Annotated in this window: 19 protein-coding genes, 2 tRNA genes and 2 pseudogenes; 3 read left to right on the forward strand and 20 right to left on the reverse strand. The window is 43.6% G+C overall.

Translation table 11 applies throughout. The features are described 5' to 3' along the window. Positions 1 to 70: 70 nt before the first annotated feature. From BMI76_RS00870 to rsgA, 5 genes are read right to left on the reverse strand one after another with little or no spacing between them, the layout of a single operon-like run. On the reverse strand, positions 71 to 1015 hold the full coding sequence (locus BMI76_RS00870) for a 3'-5' exoribonuclease YhaM family protein (protein WP_075345749.1): 945 nt from the start codon (positions 1013 to 1015) through the stop codon (positions 71 to 73). After that, positions 1005 to 2279, reverse strand: a complete 1275-nt coding sequence (locus BMI76_RS00875; protein ID WP_075345750.1) for a DNA recombination protein RmuC — start codon at positions 2277 to 2279, stop codon at positions 1005 to 1007. Before BMI76_RS00875 ends, BMI76_RS00870 begins: the two co-directional genes overlap by 11 nt. Before the next feature lie 6 nt (positions 2280 to 2285). Continuing rightward, the gene (locus tag BMI76_RS00880; RefSeq protein ID WP_075345751.1) at positions 2286 to 2918 is read right to left on the reverse strand and encodes a thiamine diphosphokinase; all 633 of its coding nucleotides are present in this window, start codon (positions 2916 to 2918) and stop codon (positions 2286 to 2288) included. After that, entirely contained in the window at positions 2911 to 3570 is a 660-nt protein-coding gene (rpe, locus tag BMI76_RS00885; RefSeq protein ID WP_075345752.1) for a ribulose-phosphate 3-epimerase, read from the reverse strand. The genes BMI76_RS00880 and rpe overlap by 8 nt, the downstream gene beginning before the upstream one ends. Before the next feature lie 10 nt (positions 3571 to 3580). Then, positions 3581 to 4453 carry a ribosome small subunit-dependent GTPase A gene (rsgA, locus tag BMI76_RS00890; protein WP_075345753.1) on the reverse strand — a complete coding sequence of 291 codons (873 nt, stop codon included), beginning with the start codon at positions 4451 to 4453 and terminating at the stop codon, positions 3581 to 3583. Between the two features lie 116 nt (positions 4454 to 4569). Here rsgA and BMI76_RS00895 point away from each other — a divergent pair. Both BMI76_RS00895 and BMI76_RS00900 read left to right on the forward strand, forming a co-directional pair. Then, positions 4570 to 4652 (forward strand) — tRNA-Leu (locus tag BMI76_RS00895). 90 nt (positions 4653 to 4742) lie between these two features. Next, positions 4743 to 4831 (forward strand) — tRNA-Ser (locus BMI76_RS00900). A 373-nt stretch (positions 4832 to 5204) separates the two neighbouring features. Here BMI76_RS00900 and BMI76_RS00910 read toward each other — a convergent pair. After that, positions 5205 to 5492 carry a hypothetical protein gene (locus tag BMI76_RS00910; protein WP_075345755.1) on the reverse strand — a complete coding sequence of 96 codons (288 nt, stop codon included), beginning with the start codon at positions 5490 to 5492 and terminating at the stop codon, positions 5205 to 5207. Positions 5493 to 5530: 38 nt separating this feature from the next. Further along, entirely contained in the window at positions 5531 to 5746 is a 216-nt protein-coding gene (locus tag BMI76_RS00915) for a Blp family class II bacteriocin (RefSeq protein WP_075345756.1), read from the reverse strand. Between the two features lie 262 nt (positions 5747 to 6008). On the opposite strand from BMI76_RS00915, the pseudogene BMI76_RS10835 reads away from it, so the two are divergent. Next, positions 6009 to 6158 (forward strand): annotated as a pseudogene (locus BMI76_RS10835) (ISL3 family transposase); the annotation flags it as partial. Between the two features lie 56 nt (positions 6159 to 6214). Here BMI76_RS10835 and rsmA read toward each other — a convergent pair. From rsmA to BMI76_RS00985, 13 genes and pseudogenes are all read right to left on the reverse strand, one after another. After that, positions 6215 to 7087 carry a 16S rRNA (adenine(1518)-N(6)/adenine(1519)-N(6))-dimethyltransferase RsmA gene (gene rsmA / locus BMI76_RS00925; RefSeq protein WP_075345758.1) on the reverse strand — a complete coding sequence of 291 codons (873 nt, stop codon included), beginning with the start codon at positions 7085 to 7087 and terminating at the stop codon, positions 6215 to 6217. 335 nt (positions 7088 to 7422) lie between these two features. Beyond that, entirely contained in the window at positions 7423 to 7623 is a 201-nt protein-coding gene (locus BMI76_RS00930) for a CsbD family protein (RefSeq protein ID WP_075345759.1), read from the reverse strand. Between the two features lie 40 nt (positions 7624 to 7663). Continuing rightward, positions 7664 to 7930 (reverse strand): GlsB/YeaQ/YmgE family stress response membrane protein, encoded by a 267-nt coding sequence (locus tag BMI76_RS00935; RefSeq protein ID WP_075345760.1) that lies wholly within the window; start codon positions 7928 to 7930, stop codon positions 7664 to 7666. A 244-nt stretch (positions 7931 to 8174) separates the two neighbouring features. After that, on the reverse strand, positions 8175 to 8699 hold the full coding sequence (locus tag BMI76_RS00940) for a DUF1697 domain-containing protein (RefSeq protein WP_075345761.1): 525 nt from the start codon (positions 8697 to 8699) through the stop codon (positions 8175 to 8177). An 86-nt stretch (positions 8700 to 8785) separates the two neighbouring features. Then, positions 8786 to 8878 (reverse strand): annotated as a pseudogene (locus BMI76_RS10840) (GNAT family N-acetyltransferase); the annotation flags it as partial. Between the two features lie 40 nt (positions 8879 to 8918). Next, the gene (locus BMI76_RS00950) at positions 8919 to 9299 is read right to left on the reverse strand and encodes a hypothetical protein (RefSeq protein WP_083623607.1); all 381 of its coding nucleotides are present in this window, start codon (positions 9297 to 9299) and stop codon (positions 8919 to 8921) included. A gap of 62 nt (positions 9300 to 9361) precedes the next feature. Beyond that, positions 9362 to 9835, reverse strand: a complete 474-nt coding sequence (locus tag BMI76_RS00955) for a GNAT family N-acetyltransferase (protein WP_075345763.1) — start codon at positions 9833 to 9835, stop codon at positions 9362 to 9364. Between the two features lie 176 nt (positions 9836 to 10011). Continuing rightward, a complete protein-coding gene (locus BMI76_RS00960) occupies positions 10012 to 10320 on the reverse strand; it encodes a hypothetical protein (protein ID WP_075345764.1) in 309 nt (102 codons plus the stop codon). A 17-nt stretch (positions 10321 to 10337) separates the two neighbouring features. Continuing rightward, positions 10338 to 10910, reverse strand: coding sequence for a ribonuclease M5 (gene rnmV, locus BMI76_RS00965; RefSeq protein ID WP_075345765.1), 573 nt, complete (start codon positions 10908 to 10910; stop codon positions 10338 to 10340). A 169-nt stretch (positions 10911 to 11079) separates the two neighbouring features. After that, positions 11080 to 11853, reverse strand: coding sequence for a TatD family hydrolase (locus tag BMI76_RS00970; protein ID WP_075345766.1), 774 nt, complete (start codon positions 11851 to 11853; stop codon positions 11080 to 11082). Positions 11854 to 12044: 191 nt separating this feature from the next. After that, positions 12045 to 13439, reverse strand: a complete 1395-nt coding sequence (locus tag BMI76_RS00975) for an alpha/beta hydrolase-fold protein (protein ID WP_075345767.1) — start codon at positions 13437 to 13439, stop codon at positions 12045 to 12047. Between the two features lie 476 nt (positions 13440 to 13915). Beyond that, positions 13916 to 14545, reverse strand: a complete 630-nt coding sequence (locus BMI76_RS00980) for a V-type ATP synthase subunit D (RefSeq protein WP_075345768.1) — start codon at positions 14543 to 14545, stop codon at positions 13916 to 13918. A gap of 46 nt (positions 14546 to 14591) precedes the next feature. Then, on the reverse strand, positions 14592 to 15989 hold the full coding sequence (locus BMI76_RS00985; RefSeq protein ID WP_075345769.1) for a V-type ATP synthase subunit B: 1398 nt from the start codon (positions 15987 to 15989) through the stop codon (positions 14592 to 14594).

The following is a 15989-nucleotide window of genomic DNA, read 5'->3' on the forward strand; positions in this document are numbered from 1 at the left end:
CTATTATTATACCATATAAAGAAATAAAAAGACGAACATTATCGCTCTAATATCCATCTTTTTTCGTCTTTTAGTGATTTGTTTTGGGCTTATAGAAAGAACGATTGTCCATAGCAAAAATCCGGCCGGTCATTTCTCCTTCGGACACTCGCGACAGGGCTGAAGTCATCATCATCATTTCCGCATCAAGATTGTCAATCATGTGGATAATCTCTGCCTCCATAATCCTCGGTCTGACCGGACTACCGTATTCCAAGAGCCCGTGATGGCTGAGGATAACATGGCGCAGAACGATAACATCCTCCTTGGTATCGTCAATGTTTAGCTCCGCTAAAGCCTTGGTAATTTCTTCATCAATCAAGGCAATATGCCCAATAAGATTGCCGCGGACAGTATATTCTGTATTATCAGGGCCGGTCAGCTCAAGAACCTTGGCTAAATCATGAAGCATAATGCCCGCAAAAAGAAGGCTCTTGTCAAGCTCCTGATAAATATCTCCGATGCTGTCTGCCAAGCGAACCATGGTTGCTGTATGGTAAGCCAGACCGACTTCAAAGGCATGATGGTTGGTCTTTGCGGCAGGAAAGCTGAAAAATTCATGGCTGTACTTGCGATAAAGTGCTCTGACAATCCGCTGCCAAGTGGCATTTTCAATTTTAAAGAGCATCTGCTCTAAATAGTCTCTGATTTCATTGACATCAACCGGCGGTTTTTCCTTGAAATCCTTAGGATTATTAGGTTCACCGTCCTTGGGGTGGCGCAGGCTGATTTGATTGACCTGCGGTGTACCGTTGTAGACCTCACGGCGCCCCTTCATAAAGACAACTTTGCCGGCTGTAAATTCTTCAACATTATAGGGCTGAGCATCCCAAAGATTGCCGGAGATTTCTCCCGTATCATCCTGAAAAGTGAAGGCAAGATAATCCTTGCCAGCTCTTGTTTTTCGAAGTTCTGCTGACTTAATGAGATAAAATCCTTCAAAAAGCTCATCTTTTTTCATTTGACTAATTTTCATCTGGTTCCTCATCTTCTAGCGGTGCAATATTTAAGAGCAGCCGAGTATGGTCATCTTCGTACAGTTCAATGTCTCTAAGCACCCGATCAATGGCATTGGTCCGCGTTGTCAAAAGCTTATCAATATTGTTGCTGGCTCGGTGCAGCTGTTTCTGAGTTGTCTGCAGAAGGCCGCCGAATTTGTTAAATTCTGATTTAACATTTCCTAAAATTTTACTGATATCATCAGCATTCTTTTGAATATTCAGAGTCTTAAAGCCAACGGACAGCGAATTGAGAAGCGCTGACAACGTGGACGGACCGGCAACTACAATGTGCTCATCACGGCGCAGACTGTCAAAGAAATCAGCATTCCTGACAACCTCAGAATAAAGGCCTTCTGTCGGCAGGAACATAATGCCAAAATTGGTCGTTTCCGGCGGATTAAGGTATTTCTTTTGAATATCCTTAGCAAAACGTTTGAGACTGGCAAGCAGAGCCTTGCGATGAAAGTCAATCTGCTCCTTGTCGCCCGTTTCATAAGCATCTTCTAAACGGTAGTAATCTTCCAGCGGAAACTTAGAATCAATAGGCAGATAGACATAGTCATCCTGATGGCTGCCAGGGAGTTTGATGGCATATTCCACACGTTCCGCCGATCCCTTAACCGTCGCAAATTCACGTTCATACTGACTTTCAGTCATGATGTCTTCAATGATTTGCCCCAGCTGCAATTCTCCCATAATGCCCCGCGTCTTAGTATTAGAGAGAACTTTGTTTAGAGTGCCGACATCACGCGCTACTGTCTTCATCTCACCTAGACCTTGGTTGACACTTTCCAGCTGCTTGGAAACTGTTTCAAAGGATGTTCTGAGACGGTTATGCAAGGTTTGATCCAGTTTTTCTTCAACCGTCTGCCGCATTTCCTCCAAACGTTTCTCATTTGAAGTCTGCATGTCTTTAACAGACTGCGTCAATTGGAGATTGATCTGCTCCAAACGTTTATCGGAACGGTCGCGGCTGTCAGTAAGATTTTGATATAAAACGTCTCTTAAATCCGCAAACTGCTGTGAAAGGTCATTTTGCAGACGCGTCAGCTGCGTATTGATTCCAAGCAGCTGGTTTTTGTCCGCCATTTCTAGCTGGTAGGAAACCTGATCTGACAAATTATCAGCATTGTCATCCAACTTTTTTTCCAAATCTGATTTGTTTTTATCCAGCTTCAAAAAAACAGCAACGCTGATAAAGCAGGCACTCAGAGCCAGCAATAAGGTGAGAATATCCATTATTAATTAAATCCTATCTTTGGTTTGAATCACAACAGCATAACCCGATGAAACAGAAAAACAGATGGGTTTGCCGACAAATTCATTGCTGCCGTAAATCTTCTTCTGGAAAAAATTTCTTTCAGAGAGTTCGTATTTGGCATCCTGAATGGTCAAGGGAGCGTCATTGTCAGCCATAAAAGAGATATAAGCCATTCCGGCTTCCTGTTTAACACAGTGCTGACCCGGCGGAAAAAACTGTACCAGATTTTGCCTGTCACGCAGCCGAAAATGCTCCATAAAAGGAGCTAAATCCGGATTGCTGGGCAGAAAGATATTGGCCAGAGTGTGATCAAGACGGCCGCCAAAAGCTCCAAAAATGGTTACTTCAGCCTTGTCAAATTGCTGAAAAATCGTTTTGAGAGCCAGTTCAGTGTCCGTATCCTCTTTTTCTGCCGGAGCCATGATAAACTGTGTGGCTGCAGTCTTAATTTTCTTCAGTTCCTGATCAGACACCGAGTCGAAGTCTCCAACAGCCAAGTCCAGAGGCAGGTGATTTTGGAGCAGGAAAAAGCAGCCCCTGTCAATTCCCACAAAATAATCAAAATTCGTCGTGAAATACTCCAAGTCACCCCCGGTGAAAAGAGCTACTCTAGTCATTTAAGGCCGCTTTCAAGGTTTCCACTCGGGCTGACAAATTTTCCTTGAAAAGGTAAGAGCCTGCCACAAAGACATTGGCTCCTGCTTGGGCACAGGCACTTATGGTCTTGTTGTCTACTCCGCCGTCCACTTCAATGTCATAGTCAAGGCCGCACTGCTTACGCAGCCGAGCTGCCAGCTTTACCTTTTCCAAGCATTCGGGAATAAAGGCTTGTCCGCCAAAACCCGGATTGACAGTCATAATCAAAACCTGATCAACCAAATTCAGCACAGGTTCAATCGCTGCCAAAGGAGTTCCGGGATTGATGACAACACCTGCTTTCATCCCTGCAGCCTTGATTTTTTGCAGGGCACCGTGAATATGGGTTGTAGCCTCAGCATGAATGGTCATAATGTCAGCCCCTGCTTGGGCAAAATCATCAACATAGCGTTCCGGATTGACAACCATAAGATGGCAGTCAAAGACTAATTTACTGTGCTTACGCATGCTGGCAACCACGCCTGCACCAAAGCTGATATTCGGTACAAACTGGCCGTCCATAATATCAATATGGACATATTTTACACCTGTTTCTTCAATACGCTTTAACTCTTTTTCAAAATTAGCGTAATCTGCAGCCAAGATAGATGGGGCAATTTTGTAAGTTGACATAAAAAAGGACCTACTTTCTCTTAATTGTTTTCTTAAAAGTCTCCCGACGGTTTTCAATCTCGCTAAGGAATTGCAGATAATGCTGATAGCGTTCCTGCCAGATATTCCCCTGTTCCACTGCTTCCTTAACTGCACAGTCCGGTTCATGCGTATGGGTACAGGAACGAAATTTGCAGGCAGAACTCAGCTGCAAAAATTCAGGAAAGGCAGCGTTTAAGGCTTCACTACTTGTTATTTCGTAATCAAGCGAGCTAAATCCAGGAGTATCAGCAATTTTACCGCCGTGCACATTGTAAAGTGTTACAGCGCGTGTTGTATGGCGGCCGCGGCCTAAGCTGTCTGAAATCTCAGCAGTTTCCAGATTCAAATCCGGAGCAATTTTATTAAGCAGCGTTGATTTGCCAACTCCTGTTTGCCCCATAAACACAGTAATCTTGTCCTTTAGAAGCGGCAGCAGCTCTTCCAAATGATAAATAACCTGGTAGCCAATCTTTTGATACTGCTCCTTAATAGCATCCAAACAGCTCAAATCGTTCAGCAAATCAAGCTTAGAAATATAAATCAAAGGCTTGATCGTTTTATGCTCCAAAAGAATCAAGAAGCGATCCAGCAGCTTCGTATTCAAATCGGGCTCCTTAGCTGACATGATAACCACAGCCTGATCAACATTGACAATGGGCGGCCGTGTCAAACTGTTTTTCCGCTCATGAATGGCCAGAATATAACCCTCAGAATGTTCTTCCGCCGAAAAATCGACCTCATCACCAACATAGGGACGATGCCCTTTTTTTCTGAAATTCCCGCGTGCCCGTGTCTGATAAACCTGTCCATTAGACTCCACATAATAAAATCCGGCCAAAGACTTAATAATTTTACCTTGCAAACGCTCTCCTCGCTAAACTTATTAAGTTCATTATATCAAAAAATTAATCTTTTTTCTGTTTAGGTATTGGCAAATCTCAAAAAAAGCGTATAATAGTATAATGTATTATAAAGTTAGCGGAGATGGTGGAACGGCAGACACGCATGCTTCAGGCGCATGTGCCCGTACGGGCGTGAGGGTTCAAATCCCTTTCTCCGCATTTTTCGAGCTTTTCAGCTCAGTCAGCTTTCTCGCTGACTCTTTTTAATATATTGACAGCTTTTTACGATTATTTAAAAAAGCCGCATTTGGAAAGGTGGCCCAGCTTGGTACGGCACCGGACTCGAAATCCGGCAAGTGGACTTTGTTCATGCGCGGGTTCAAATCCCGTCCTTTCCTTTAACCAAGATACAAAGGGACGATTCGCTTTAGCGAAAATTCCTGACAGAGAAATAGGGGCTTTCTTTGAGTAACAAGCTTACTCCAGAGCAGCCACAGTTGTAAACGCTAAAGTACAAACAGTGTGCATCTCTTTTCCCTAAGAATTTCATCTGCACTTAGTCACAACCTAAAAAATCTCTCACCTCATTAAGGGTGAGAGATTTTTGGGCTCTATAGAGCAAAAATAGCCTGAGCAAGAAGGCTGACAGTGTGCTCGACCCTGTCACATACTTTTTCAAAAAAGCTCCTACTGATAAAGAAATTAAAGAAAGAATGGAACCTATAAAAAAACCAGAGAGTAGCACAAAAACCAGCCAGTATTTTTCTGGCATTAAAAATTTTCTATGTGATAGTTTCTTTCAAATGTGGGTTGGCTAACAACCTTACCATTGGTTAAATCAATAACATCTCCAATATTCCCAATAGCATACATTCCATAGCCATAATTGCGATCATCCTTCGCCCATTTTGGATACAAGGCCGGTATCAAAATACGAAGTCTGTCATCTAGCCAGACAAGCTCATTTTTGTCAAAGGCATCGGAGACCCACTGTGGCTGACTGCCTTCCTTGGTAATTCTCCAAATTTCTACTTCTTGATTTTTGTAAAAAGCTTTCAAAATAGCTCCTCCTTTATTTTGTGAGCTGGAGTAATTTATTAAAAATTACAAGAATTAGGTGTTCCTCCTGTTCCATAAGGTGAACATGATTTTGGAGTTGAACGATCAATGCCGTTCAACTGTTCCAGAGTAACACCTCCTCCATCAAAAGCACTAATAGCTCCTCCTAGAAAGAGCCCCCCAAAACCTCCTTCAATTTTTGAAAGCTCTTCCTTTGTCATTATTTCAAATTGTTCAAATACTTGTGTATTCATAACAAAACCCCTTTTTCATTTTTTAATCTTATCCCTTGGCCAAGAAACACCTATAGTATAACTTATTTTGATCACTTTGTGCGGCCATTGTCATAAATGGTATCAAATGGGTCGTGAATGGGAAAAATGGCTCTTGATTTCTCAATAAAATATCCATTCACGACATTCACTTCAATTCTTTTAAATTTTTTTCATAATGAAAGCAGATTTATGAAAAAAAGAAAAGTAAAAAGAATTGGTCTAACACCCCGACAAACAAAAAGACGCCAGACTTGAAACAACTAATAAACTTATCAAAGATATCAAGTGTCAAAGCTTTGGCTAGCGCAATTTTCTTAACTTCAAGAAACGGATTTATCTTATCTTGAACAGCAAAAAGAAGAGAACCAGCTGGGTTCTCTCCAGAGTATAGCTTTTCGTCACCCACTACAGTTAACAAGGAGCCAGTTTGAGCTGGTTTTGTTCATTTTAGAATCCTGCTTCCTTTAAAGCATCAGCTAATCTGGCAAAGGCCGCAATGGGCAGCGCTTCTCCGCGAACAGATGGTTTTATTGCTGCCATTTTCAAGGCCTGCTCGAGCTTGACTTTGACGTCTGCCGACTTACCGAAGCGGTTGGTCAGGTTATTCCACAAGGTCTTGCGGCGGTGGACAAAGGCTGCTTTTGTGATGTCAAAAAAGAAATCTTCATCTTGAACCTTGACCAAGGGCCGCTCACGGCGTGTCATTTTCAAAATGGCAGAGTCCACGTTTGGTGCTGGCACAAAGACAGTGCGCGGCACGATGAAAGCCACCTTAGCCTCCATGTAGTATTGTACTGCAATGGACAGCGAACCGTAAGACTTAGTGTTGGGCTCAGCTGAAATGCGGTCGGCCACTTCTTTTTGCATCATAACCACAAACTCGGCAAAAGGAATCTTGCTCTCAATCAGGTGCATGAGGATAGGCGTCGTGATGTAGTAAGGCAGGTTGGCGACCACCTTAATCGGCAGGTCAGGATTGTTAAAGTTTTGAATCTGCGTCTGCAAATCCGCTTTCAAAATATCCTGATTGACCACCTGCACATTGTCAAAATCGCGGAGCGTATCTGCCAAAATCGGAATAAGCCGATTGTCAATCTCAAAAGCCATGACCTCTGCTGCCTTCTCCGCCAAAAACTCTGTCAGAGCGCCAATACCGGGCCCGATTTCGATAACGTTGACGTTCTTGTCAATCTCTGCGGTATCAACAATCTTCTGTAAAATATTGGTGTCGGTCAAAAAATTCTGACCGAATGACTTCTTAAAAGTAAACCCGTGACGCTCAAGGACAGCGCGGGTCACGGAGTAGTCTGCTATTCTCATTTTTGTTCCAATCTTGTTTTTTACTATTTTACCATAAAAAAAGAGATGAATATACTCATCTCTTAGCAGTTGTTTTATGATTAATTACAAAAGAGAGTGGGGCAACAAAATTAGCTTCAAATACCCGCTATTACTTGTTTAGCAAAGAATAAGAACTTCCAATTAGCAGTGGTTCATTAGGTGCTAAAGCACCTAATGAACTGTGCAGAGGTAAGACTAAGTCGGCTAAGCCAACAAGTTTTACTCCTAACCACTGCGTTAAATATGTGATACTTCATAAATTGAAAGAGTTTGAGACTTTTGTCCCAAACTCCTTTGCTTTTTTATGAGTACGATCAGTTGTCGTCCTTTTTTAAGCTTTTCACTGCACCTTCGACAGTATCTTTAGTATCTTCAAATACTTCTTTTGCTTTGCCGGTTATTTTATCAACTTTACCTTCCGTTTCAGTTTCTTTATCACCTGATAATTTACCAAAACCTTCTTTGATTGAGCCTTTGGCTTGTTCTAACTTTGCATCAAATTTTTCTTCTGACATATCTATGACCTACTTTCTTTACTTAGATGACTATAGTTCATCAAATGAACAGTATGCTTTGCTGTCTTATTTGCTGCGGCCTAGGAAGAATGAAAACAACAGCCACAACAATAACTGCACCAACAATAGATGGAATCAAAGCCATTCCTGCCAGACTTGGTCCCCAGGTTCCCAAAAGAGCCTGACCGACAGCTGATCCGATTAAACCTGCAAAAATATTGGCAATCCAGCCCATTGAGCCACCTTGTTTAGTAATCGCACCTGCAATTACACCAATTAATGCACCAACAATAATTGACCATAACATAATTTTATCCTCCAAAGATTCTAAAAAACTTGCAATCAGATATCTTAAAGGGTCAATTATAAAGCGAAGACATCTAATATAGGTTACATCTCTCATTATACTCAAAATAATGCATTAAGCCAAATATTATATTTGGTGATGTAACTCCTGTTTCATTATCTTAAAGTGAAGGAATTGACTGGGTGTATGTTATCAGGACTCTCATATTTTAGCTGGTAGAAGTCAGGCAGCCACATTACCTCTGCTAATAGACACTGAGTTTCTTGACCACACTGATCTTACGCATTGTAGCTCTAATCCCCAGCCGTTTTTCCAAAAAGTTGGTATTCAAGCGTTTCTTCCGTGCGTCACGCGGCAAGTAAAGGTAGAGACACTCATTGCCAATGTAAAATTCTTCATCTCCAAAATCGGTTTGAGACAAACTTTTTAGAATTTCAGTGTCTAGGCCATCATTCGTCAACACCAGATGAATCCTCGAAAAGTCATGAGTCTCATCAAAAGGATTTTCCCGAGCAGCTGAGCCAAGCTGGTCGGGTGTTTTGATAATGACGGATAAATCCGCTCCGATTTTTTTCAAAATCGTATCGTGGACAAGTTTCCTAACAGCCTCATCAGGCAGATTCGTCTCTAAGACAGCATTGCCGCTTTGGATATAGGTCCACACATTTTCAAATCCAGCTTCTGTTAAAATTTCTGCCAGATAAGCCATCTTAGGAATGCGATTTTGCCCTGTGGGTGTGACACCGCGCAATAGAATAACTTTTTTCATGTCTTTTACCTAACGTAACTTTTTCTATTTTGGAAAAATCCCTGGCATTTGAGAAACTGTTAATCCTACTGCTCCCGCATTAAGTTTTAAGTATCAATCCTGACAATATTCGTCAATGCCTTATTGCGGTAAACCAAGTCTTCTCTAACGGTAAAGCCGCATTTTTCCCAGAAATCATTAGCAACCTGCCAAAACAACTATGGCTGACAGACCGCCTCCTTAGGCTTCATCAATCATCAACTTCACAAAACCGTCTTCTTCGACATTGTAAACATGTTTTCCAATAATAGAACGAAGATTTTGGATATCCGCTAAGTCAGGACTGGCAAATTCCAGATAGTTTTTTTCAGAATCCGCTGTATTCATATCCTTATAAAAATCGCTAATATAGCAGTAAAATTCCTCTAAAATATCTTCCAGAGGATACTGCGCAATGACCTCACCAGTTTCCTCACCCAAGTCAGGCTCCTGTACAAAAGACAACGAGGTCACATACAGAAGTTCTCCGCTCTCATCGGTAGTCTGATAAATGCCTGATTCAACTTCTTCGTAATTCGTTTGTTGATATTTTTCTGCCTGATAATTTTCAATAGCCTTCATATCGCACTCCTTTATACTTTGTCATTACTTAACTTTCTCCAAAGTTATATCAAATGGAAAAACTATAATTCAACCACCATAATCAGCTCCTCATCTTTCTCAGAATAGATACCAAATCCAAGTTTCCGGTACAGTTTAACGGCATAATTGGCCTTTTGAACAGATAAAGAAGCTGCCTTAAAGCCACTTGTTTTGAGTAAGGTCAGCATTTCTTTCATCAGAGCTGTTCCAATCCCCTGTCCTCTGTAGTCTTCAAAAAGAGAGATAGATAGAGAGGGCGTGTCATCATTGATATGCCCATAGTCATCCATTATCCTGCTCCATACAGCACCGACCAGCTGTTGATCAATTTCTGCCACCAAACAAAAATCCCCAAACTGACTTCCGAAGTCTTTAACATATAGCTGCAGCTCTGGGCGTTTGATAATGTCTTTATCAGGTTTTTCCATTCCTTTTGGAATAAAAATCGCTTCATACAAGAAATCATCCAAGCGTCCGAACTCAGAGTTTTTCATCTCCCTGATAGTGTAGGTCATGCTCACCTCCCGCAGTCTTGTTTGATAGTCTAAAAACTATATTTTTATGCCTCAAACGTGATTAGTCATAGGTTTCCCCACATTAGACTTTAAGCAGCAATCCTGATAACATCTGTCAGTGTCTTATTGCCGGCTAGTCGATTATCGGCTGGGCCTTCTGTGATTAGTGAATGTTATCAGGTTCTCTGAGTCAGGATAAGGTACTTATCTCCGCCATCATCAGGATTGAGACTTCTTTCAGTAGACTCTCTTATTCCTTTGGAATTAACAAGCAAATCAACACCTTCAGCTGGGACATTAACTGTTAAGGTGTTGCTCTGTTCCCAGTCAATCTTGCAGTAAACTTCGTGCATGCCTTCTGGCACAGAAAATTCTAGACTTTCTCCTCGCTTAATCTTGCCAACACAGTCATCATCAATGAAAACTTTAAATTTCCGAAACATGTTGGCACCTTTTCTGCCTCTTTCTAATCTGATTGTAGCCATTTTCTTTCCTCCAATCTTTAACTTTCTTGATAATCCTTTATCGCTTCCTCAACTTCCGCCAAGGTCACACCAAAGAGTTCCAAGCGTTTGAGGAGCTGTTTGCCGTTGGTATAGCCAATGCGCAGTTTTTCACCCAGATATTCCCGGCGCTTGCGGCTGTCAGAACCCATCAGCAACCCTAGGCGCATGAGGTCTGATTTGGTAATGTCAAAATGATTAGCATCATCGTAGTGACCCAGCACGCCAGACAGAGCTTTTTGTAAATCCTCAAAGCTGGCGTGCTCGACACCGAGCGAGCGCCCTTTTGTTTTTGATTTGGGAACGGCTTCTCCGCGATTGAGAAAGGCATGCTTGGCTGTGGGAACGGCTTCCATGATGAGCTTGCGGATGCGCTCTCCGTTGTAATCAGGGTCGGTAAAAACAATCACTCCGCGCAGCTCATTGAGTTTTTCAATGCGTTCTAAATCTTCATCCGTGATGGCAGAGCCGCGGGTTTCGTAAGTATCCACATCATAAAAGCGGCGTAAATTAGCAGTGTCACTCTTGCCTTCGACGACAAGGACTTCTTGTATTTTGATTTTTTCCATAATATCTATTTTTTGAACAGCTACTTAAGTGGTTGGGGCGGTAGCAGCCAGCAAGCTGTCTCATACCTAATTGTCGAGCCTAACGTCTCGCCAATTCCCCCGCCTAATAGCATTCGCTATTAGGCTTATAACCACAGCGCAGCTGTTCGGAGTAGGCTCGCTTTGCTCGCCTCTAATCCTCTAATCTAAACAATTTCCTTGCATTCTCATAAGTAGCTTTTGCCACTTCTTCGCTCGTTAAATCCCGCAGCTCAGCGATTTTATCAACGACATAGCGGGTATAGGCCGTGCGGTTTTCACGGCCGCGCTTGGGAACCGGTGCCAGATAGGGCGCATCCGTTTCCACCAGGATTTTGTCTAAAGGTAAATGCTGCGCAGCCTCTTGAACGTCCAGAGCCTTCTTAAAGGTAACCACACCGGAAAATGAAATCATCATCCCCAAATCAACAAAGCGCTCTGCCATTTCCAAAGAACCTGAATAAGAATGCATAATGCCGCCGCGAGGGCCAACACCAGCTTCCTTGATAACTTGGTAAGTGTCCTCAAGGGCATCACGGGTATGGACGACAAAGGGCAGATTGTGATCTTTCGAGAGCTGAATCTGACGCTTGAAAACCTCTATTTGAACCTCTTTTGGGTCCTCCATCCAGTGGTAATCAAGCCCAATCTCGCCCAGCGCAATGACCTTGGGATCCTGCAGGTGCGAGACAATCAAATCTTCTGCTTCTTGGGTATAAGAGCCTGCCTCGGTCGGATGCCAGCCGATAGTGGCGCAGAGTTCTGGGTAGAGCTCAGCCAGTTCAAGGGCACGCTTGATAGTTGGTCGGTCAAAGCCAACGACATTGTGGCGGGTCACACCAAGCTCCTTGGCAAGTGCCAGCTCCTCATCCTCACGTCCTGCAAACTGATCAATATTTAAATGCGTATGGGTGTCAAAGATATTCATGCCTTCATTATATCAAAAAAGCCCAAGGAAAACACCTTGGGTTTTGAGAAGTTTCTTTGATAAAACAGCTTAGCAGCAATTTTTTGCGATGTGTGCAGGAGCTGCAAAAATAGAAATCACTGAGCAACAGGGCTTTTTGCTCATGTACAGAAAGTCTATCTCAGCCTGATAAAACTGTTCCTGCAAATCTTTTAGCGATTTGCCTTGCTTTGGCCATTCAGCCAGTCAAAAATATTGCTGTACTCCCTGCCATCAACGGTAGCCTTGCTGGCACCTCCCTGAGTTGGATTGGTGGCAACCAGACCGTTTAGACCATCCATTGAACCGACATTTGCTGTGCTTTGAACCCCGCTGACTTGGTCGTTGAAAAAGTAAACCCAAGACCAGTGGCCGTTGTAGGTCATATTAGGCATTTCCGTTCCTACAACACTCTCATAATAGGAAATCCACTTATTATCAGCTTTCGCATCAATCAAGGCTTTGTAGAAGGGCAGAGCACTTTCTGAGGGCGCTAAGGTTGTGTCTGTCGCCGAATGAATCAGCCACATGGGCTGGTCTTTCAGGGCATTGAGCGTCCGGTCATCCAGACTGTAGCTGGTTTTACCATTTTCATTGTTGGTTTGATAAGAATAAGGAGCTGCAATCGGAACAAGAGCTGCAAAATAATCAGGATATTTAATCCCCATATCTAAGGTCATGCCGCCGCCGTTGGAAGCTCCGGCAAGGTAAATGCGGTCGGCATCAACATCGGGATGATTGGCAACGTAAGATTTTATGGTTTCCATCAAAGCATCAGAATACTGATCAACCGACCAAGGGGTAGGTGCCTGAACAGTTAAAACATAGGCTCCGCTCTGCGCTCCCGTACCTGTCGAAGTGAAATGACTCTGAATGCCGTCTTTTGTTAGATTAACAACCTCGCTTGATAAAAGAGGCAGATTGATATCTGTGCCAGCTTCACCAACTCCATGCAGCCAAACAATCAAAGGATTTTTTTCACCGCCCGCTGCCGACTGAGGCGCATAAGCTGCATACTGCATACTGTTGGTCCCGCGTTCTGAGAACCGTTCTGCTGATGGAGTGATGCGATTATTAATGGCTTCCTGTTCTGAATTAATGGTCTGTATACGGCGGCTTCCTGATGAAACTGCTTTAAGACCTGCCACTTTTACCATATAGCTGCCCACCCAGGCATTTCTGTAAGTATCCAAATTGAACGTAAAAGGCGAAGCGCTTTGAGAGGGATCATCTGCATTGTAGGTCACTTCCAGTTCCAAAGTTACATACCTGCTTCTGGCACCTCTTCGCAGGGCATTTCCCCGTTCATCCGAAAGATAGCTTGCCTTTACCTGCCTGTTAATGCCAGCTGTTGTAACTGATGTCTGGGAATCAGCAGCGACCCCTCTTAAATATTGATCGGTTTCAAGGACGATTTTTGAAACCCCCGGACCAAATTCGTAGCTGTCAATGACAAGATTGGTCTTTGAAACGGCCACGCTATTGCCAAATGCTTTGACCTTAAGGCTCCCTGTAAAGACAAGCATTCCCAAGGCTAAAAACAGCAGTCCTTTTATCCATTTGTGCATAGTAACAACTCCTTTTCTTTTTCTTAAAATCTCCCATAGCAGCACTGATTCAGCGCCTTATCATGAGTTGTGTTCCACTTTATAGCTTTCTTGAAAAACTGTCAATAGCCTTAACATAATCTTAACTTGGTTTTACACAATGTAACTCTTTTCATATATAAACACAATAAAAAGGCGCTCTTTGCTGTACCATTACAGCTTTTAACAAGCAGCCTCATTTATCATATTCTTTCAAAAAAATCCTGTCGTTTTCAGAAAAGACAGCTTCTAAAAACAGCAAGATTTTTAATACGCTCAACTTGAAGATAAAATCTTTTTCTGAGACTTTCCTAGGGTGACACGGACGGCAGCGACTCCTTTTAGAATTCCCTGCCTAAGATTTGAGCCTGAGGTCTCAAATCTTCCGAGCGCCTGAAAATCGGGTGTTTCAGGCACTTTTATCACGGCGGAAAGTCTCGGTTAGTACTCTGAAATGTTTAATAATCTTTGACTTTCATAATCCGAACGAGATTGGCCCGTTCAGCTTCTTCCAGTTTGAGTTCGATATAGTGGATGGTTTCTTCTAACTGCGGAATCGTTGAGTGTTCCAGACCGTTAACACGGCGTCTGGTTTTTTCAATTTCATCTGCCATCAGCTGACAGGATTTTTCAACTTCCGCCAAACGCAGCAGCTTTTCCACCAAACCATCCATTTTCTGAATGGTGGCGTCCATTTCGCTGTTGGAAGCCAGATAACTGTAAACGACATCTCCTTCATCGCTGCCGTAAGGATTGTCAATCTGACTGTGCATTCTGGGAACCGTCACGCTCATAATATTTTCTTTTTCGATGAACAATTGAACCTGCTTGGTCGGAACCGCAAAAATTTCCTCCACCATCAGGTCATTTTCAAGCGATTTTGCCACAACAAAGTCCTGCATATTGCTGACTAAGGCAGTTTCTACCTCCTGCCGGAGCCGATTGTTCTCGCGAATCAAATCAACAAACCGGCGCATGAGCTCATCGCGTTTATCTTTAAGCAGTTTGTGACCGCGGGTAGCGGTTTTCAGGCGCTCCTTAAGATTGCTTAATTCCATGCGTGTCGGTTTGATATTCAGCCGTGCCATCGATTATCACCTCCCTTGAACCTCTAAGGATAGACGCTCTTTTGATCTAATCGGCTGTATTTTCTTGAGTTTTTGGCAAGTATTGGTCCAGCATATCATCCTTGATCCGCTTGAGTTCAGTCCGCGGCAGAATGGATAAAAGCTCCCAGCCCAGATTAAGGCTTTCTTCAATACTGCGGTTGGTATAAAAGCCTTGATTAATATACTCTTCTTCAAAGAGATTGGTAAATTTCACATACAGTTTATCCGTTTCAGACAAGGCAGACTCTCCCAGCACCACTGCCAGTTCCTTGGCCTGCTTGCCTTGGGCATAGGCCGCAAAGAGCTGATTCATGGTCGCTGCATGGTCGCCGCGCGTCTTGCCTTCGCCGGCTCCCTTATCTTTTAAGCGGGACAGGGACGGCAGGACATTAATTGGCGGACGGTAGCCTGAGTTGTACAGCTCGTGCGAGAGGATAATCTGACCTTCGGTGATATAACCGGTCAAGTCTGGAATCGGATGGGTAATGTCATCCTCGGGCATGGTCAGAATCGGAATCTGAGTAACAGAACCCTTTTTACCAATCAAACGGCCGGCACGTTCATAAAGCGTTGAGAGGTTGGTGTAAAGATAACCCGGATAACCGCGGCGCCCGGGAACTTCACGCCGAGCTGCAGACACTTCACGCAGGGCTTCACAGTAATTAGTCATATCCGTCATGATAACCAGAACATGCATGTCCTTTTCATAGGCTAGATATTCTGCTGTGGTCAGGGCAATACGCGGAGTCGCAATACGCTCAATAGCAGGGTCGTTGGCCAGATTGACAAAGAGAACCGAACGGTCAATAGCGCCTGTCTGACGCAGGTCGTTCATGAAAAACTCGGCTTCTTCAAAGGTAATTCCCATGGCCGCAAAAACCACGGCGAAATTTTCATCAGAATTCAAGACCGTTGCCTGACGGGCAATCTGCGCCGCCAATTCATTGTGGGGCAGACCAGAGCCTGAAAATACAGGCAGTTTTTGTCCGCGGACAAGGGTATTGAGGTGGTCAATGGCTGAAATCCCCGTCTGAATAAATTCGTCGGGATAGTCACGCGCCACTGGGTTGATGGCCTGGCCGTCAATATCCAAGTACTTTTCTGGAATGAGCTCCGGCCCGCCGTCAATAGGTTTCCCCATACCGTTAAAGATACGGCCGACCATATCTTCTGACACCGCTAGTTCAAGCGGGTGGCCTGTGAAACGAACCTTGGCTTTTTCGAGGTTGATACCAGATGAGCCCTCAAAGAGCTGCACCATGGCCTTATCTTCCTGAACTTCCAAGACCTGTCCCTGCCGAATTTCTCCGCCGTGGAGCTTGATTTCAACCAGCTCATTGTACTGGACACCTTCCACTTGATCCACAATCATCAAAGGGCCGACAACTTCGCTGACTGTACGATATTCTTTAAGAACACTCAT

The sequence above is a fragment of the Streptococcus sp. 'caviae' genome (genome assembly GCF_001937065.1).
Classification (GTDB): Bacteria; Bacillota; Bacilli; order Lactobacillales; family Streptococcaceae; genus Streptococcus.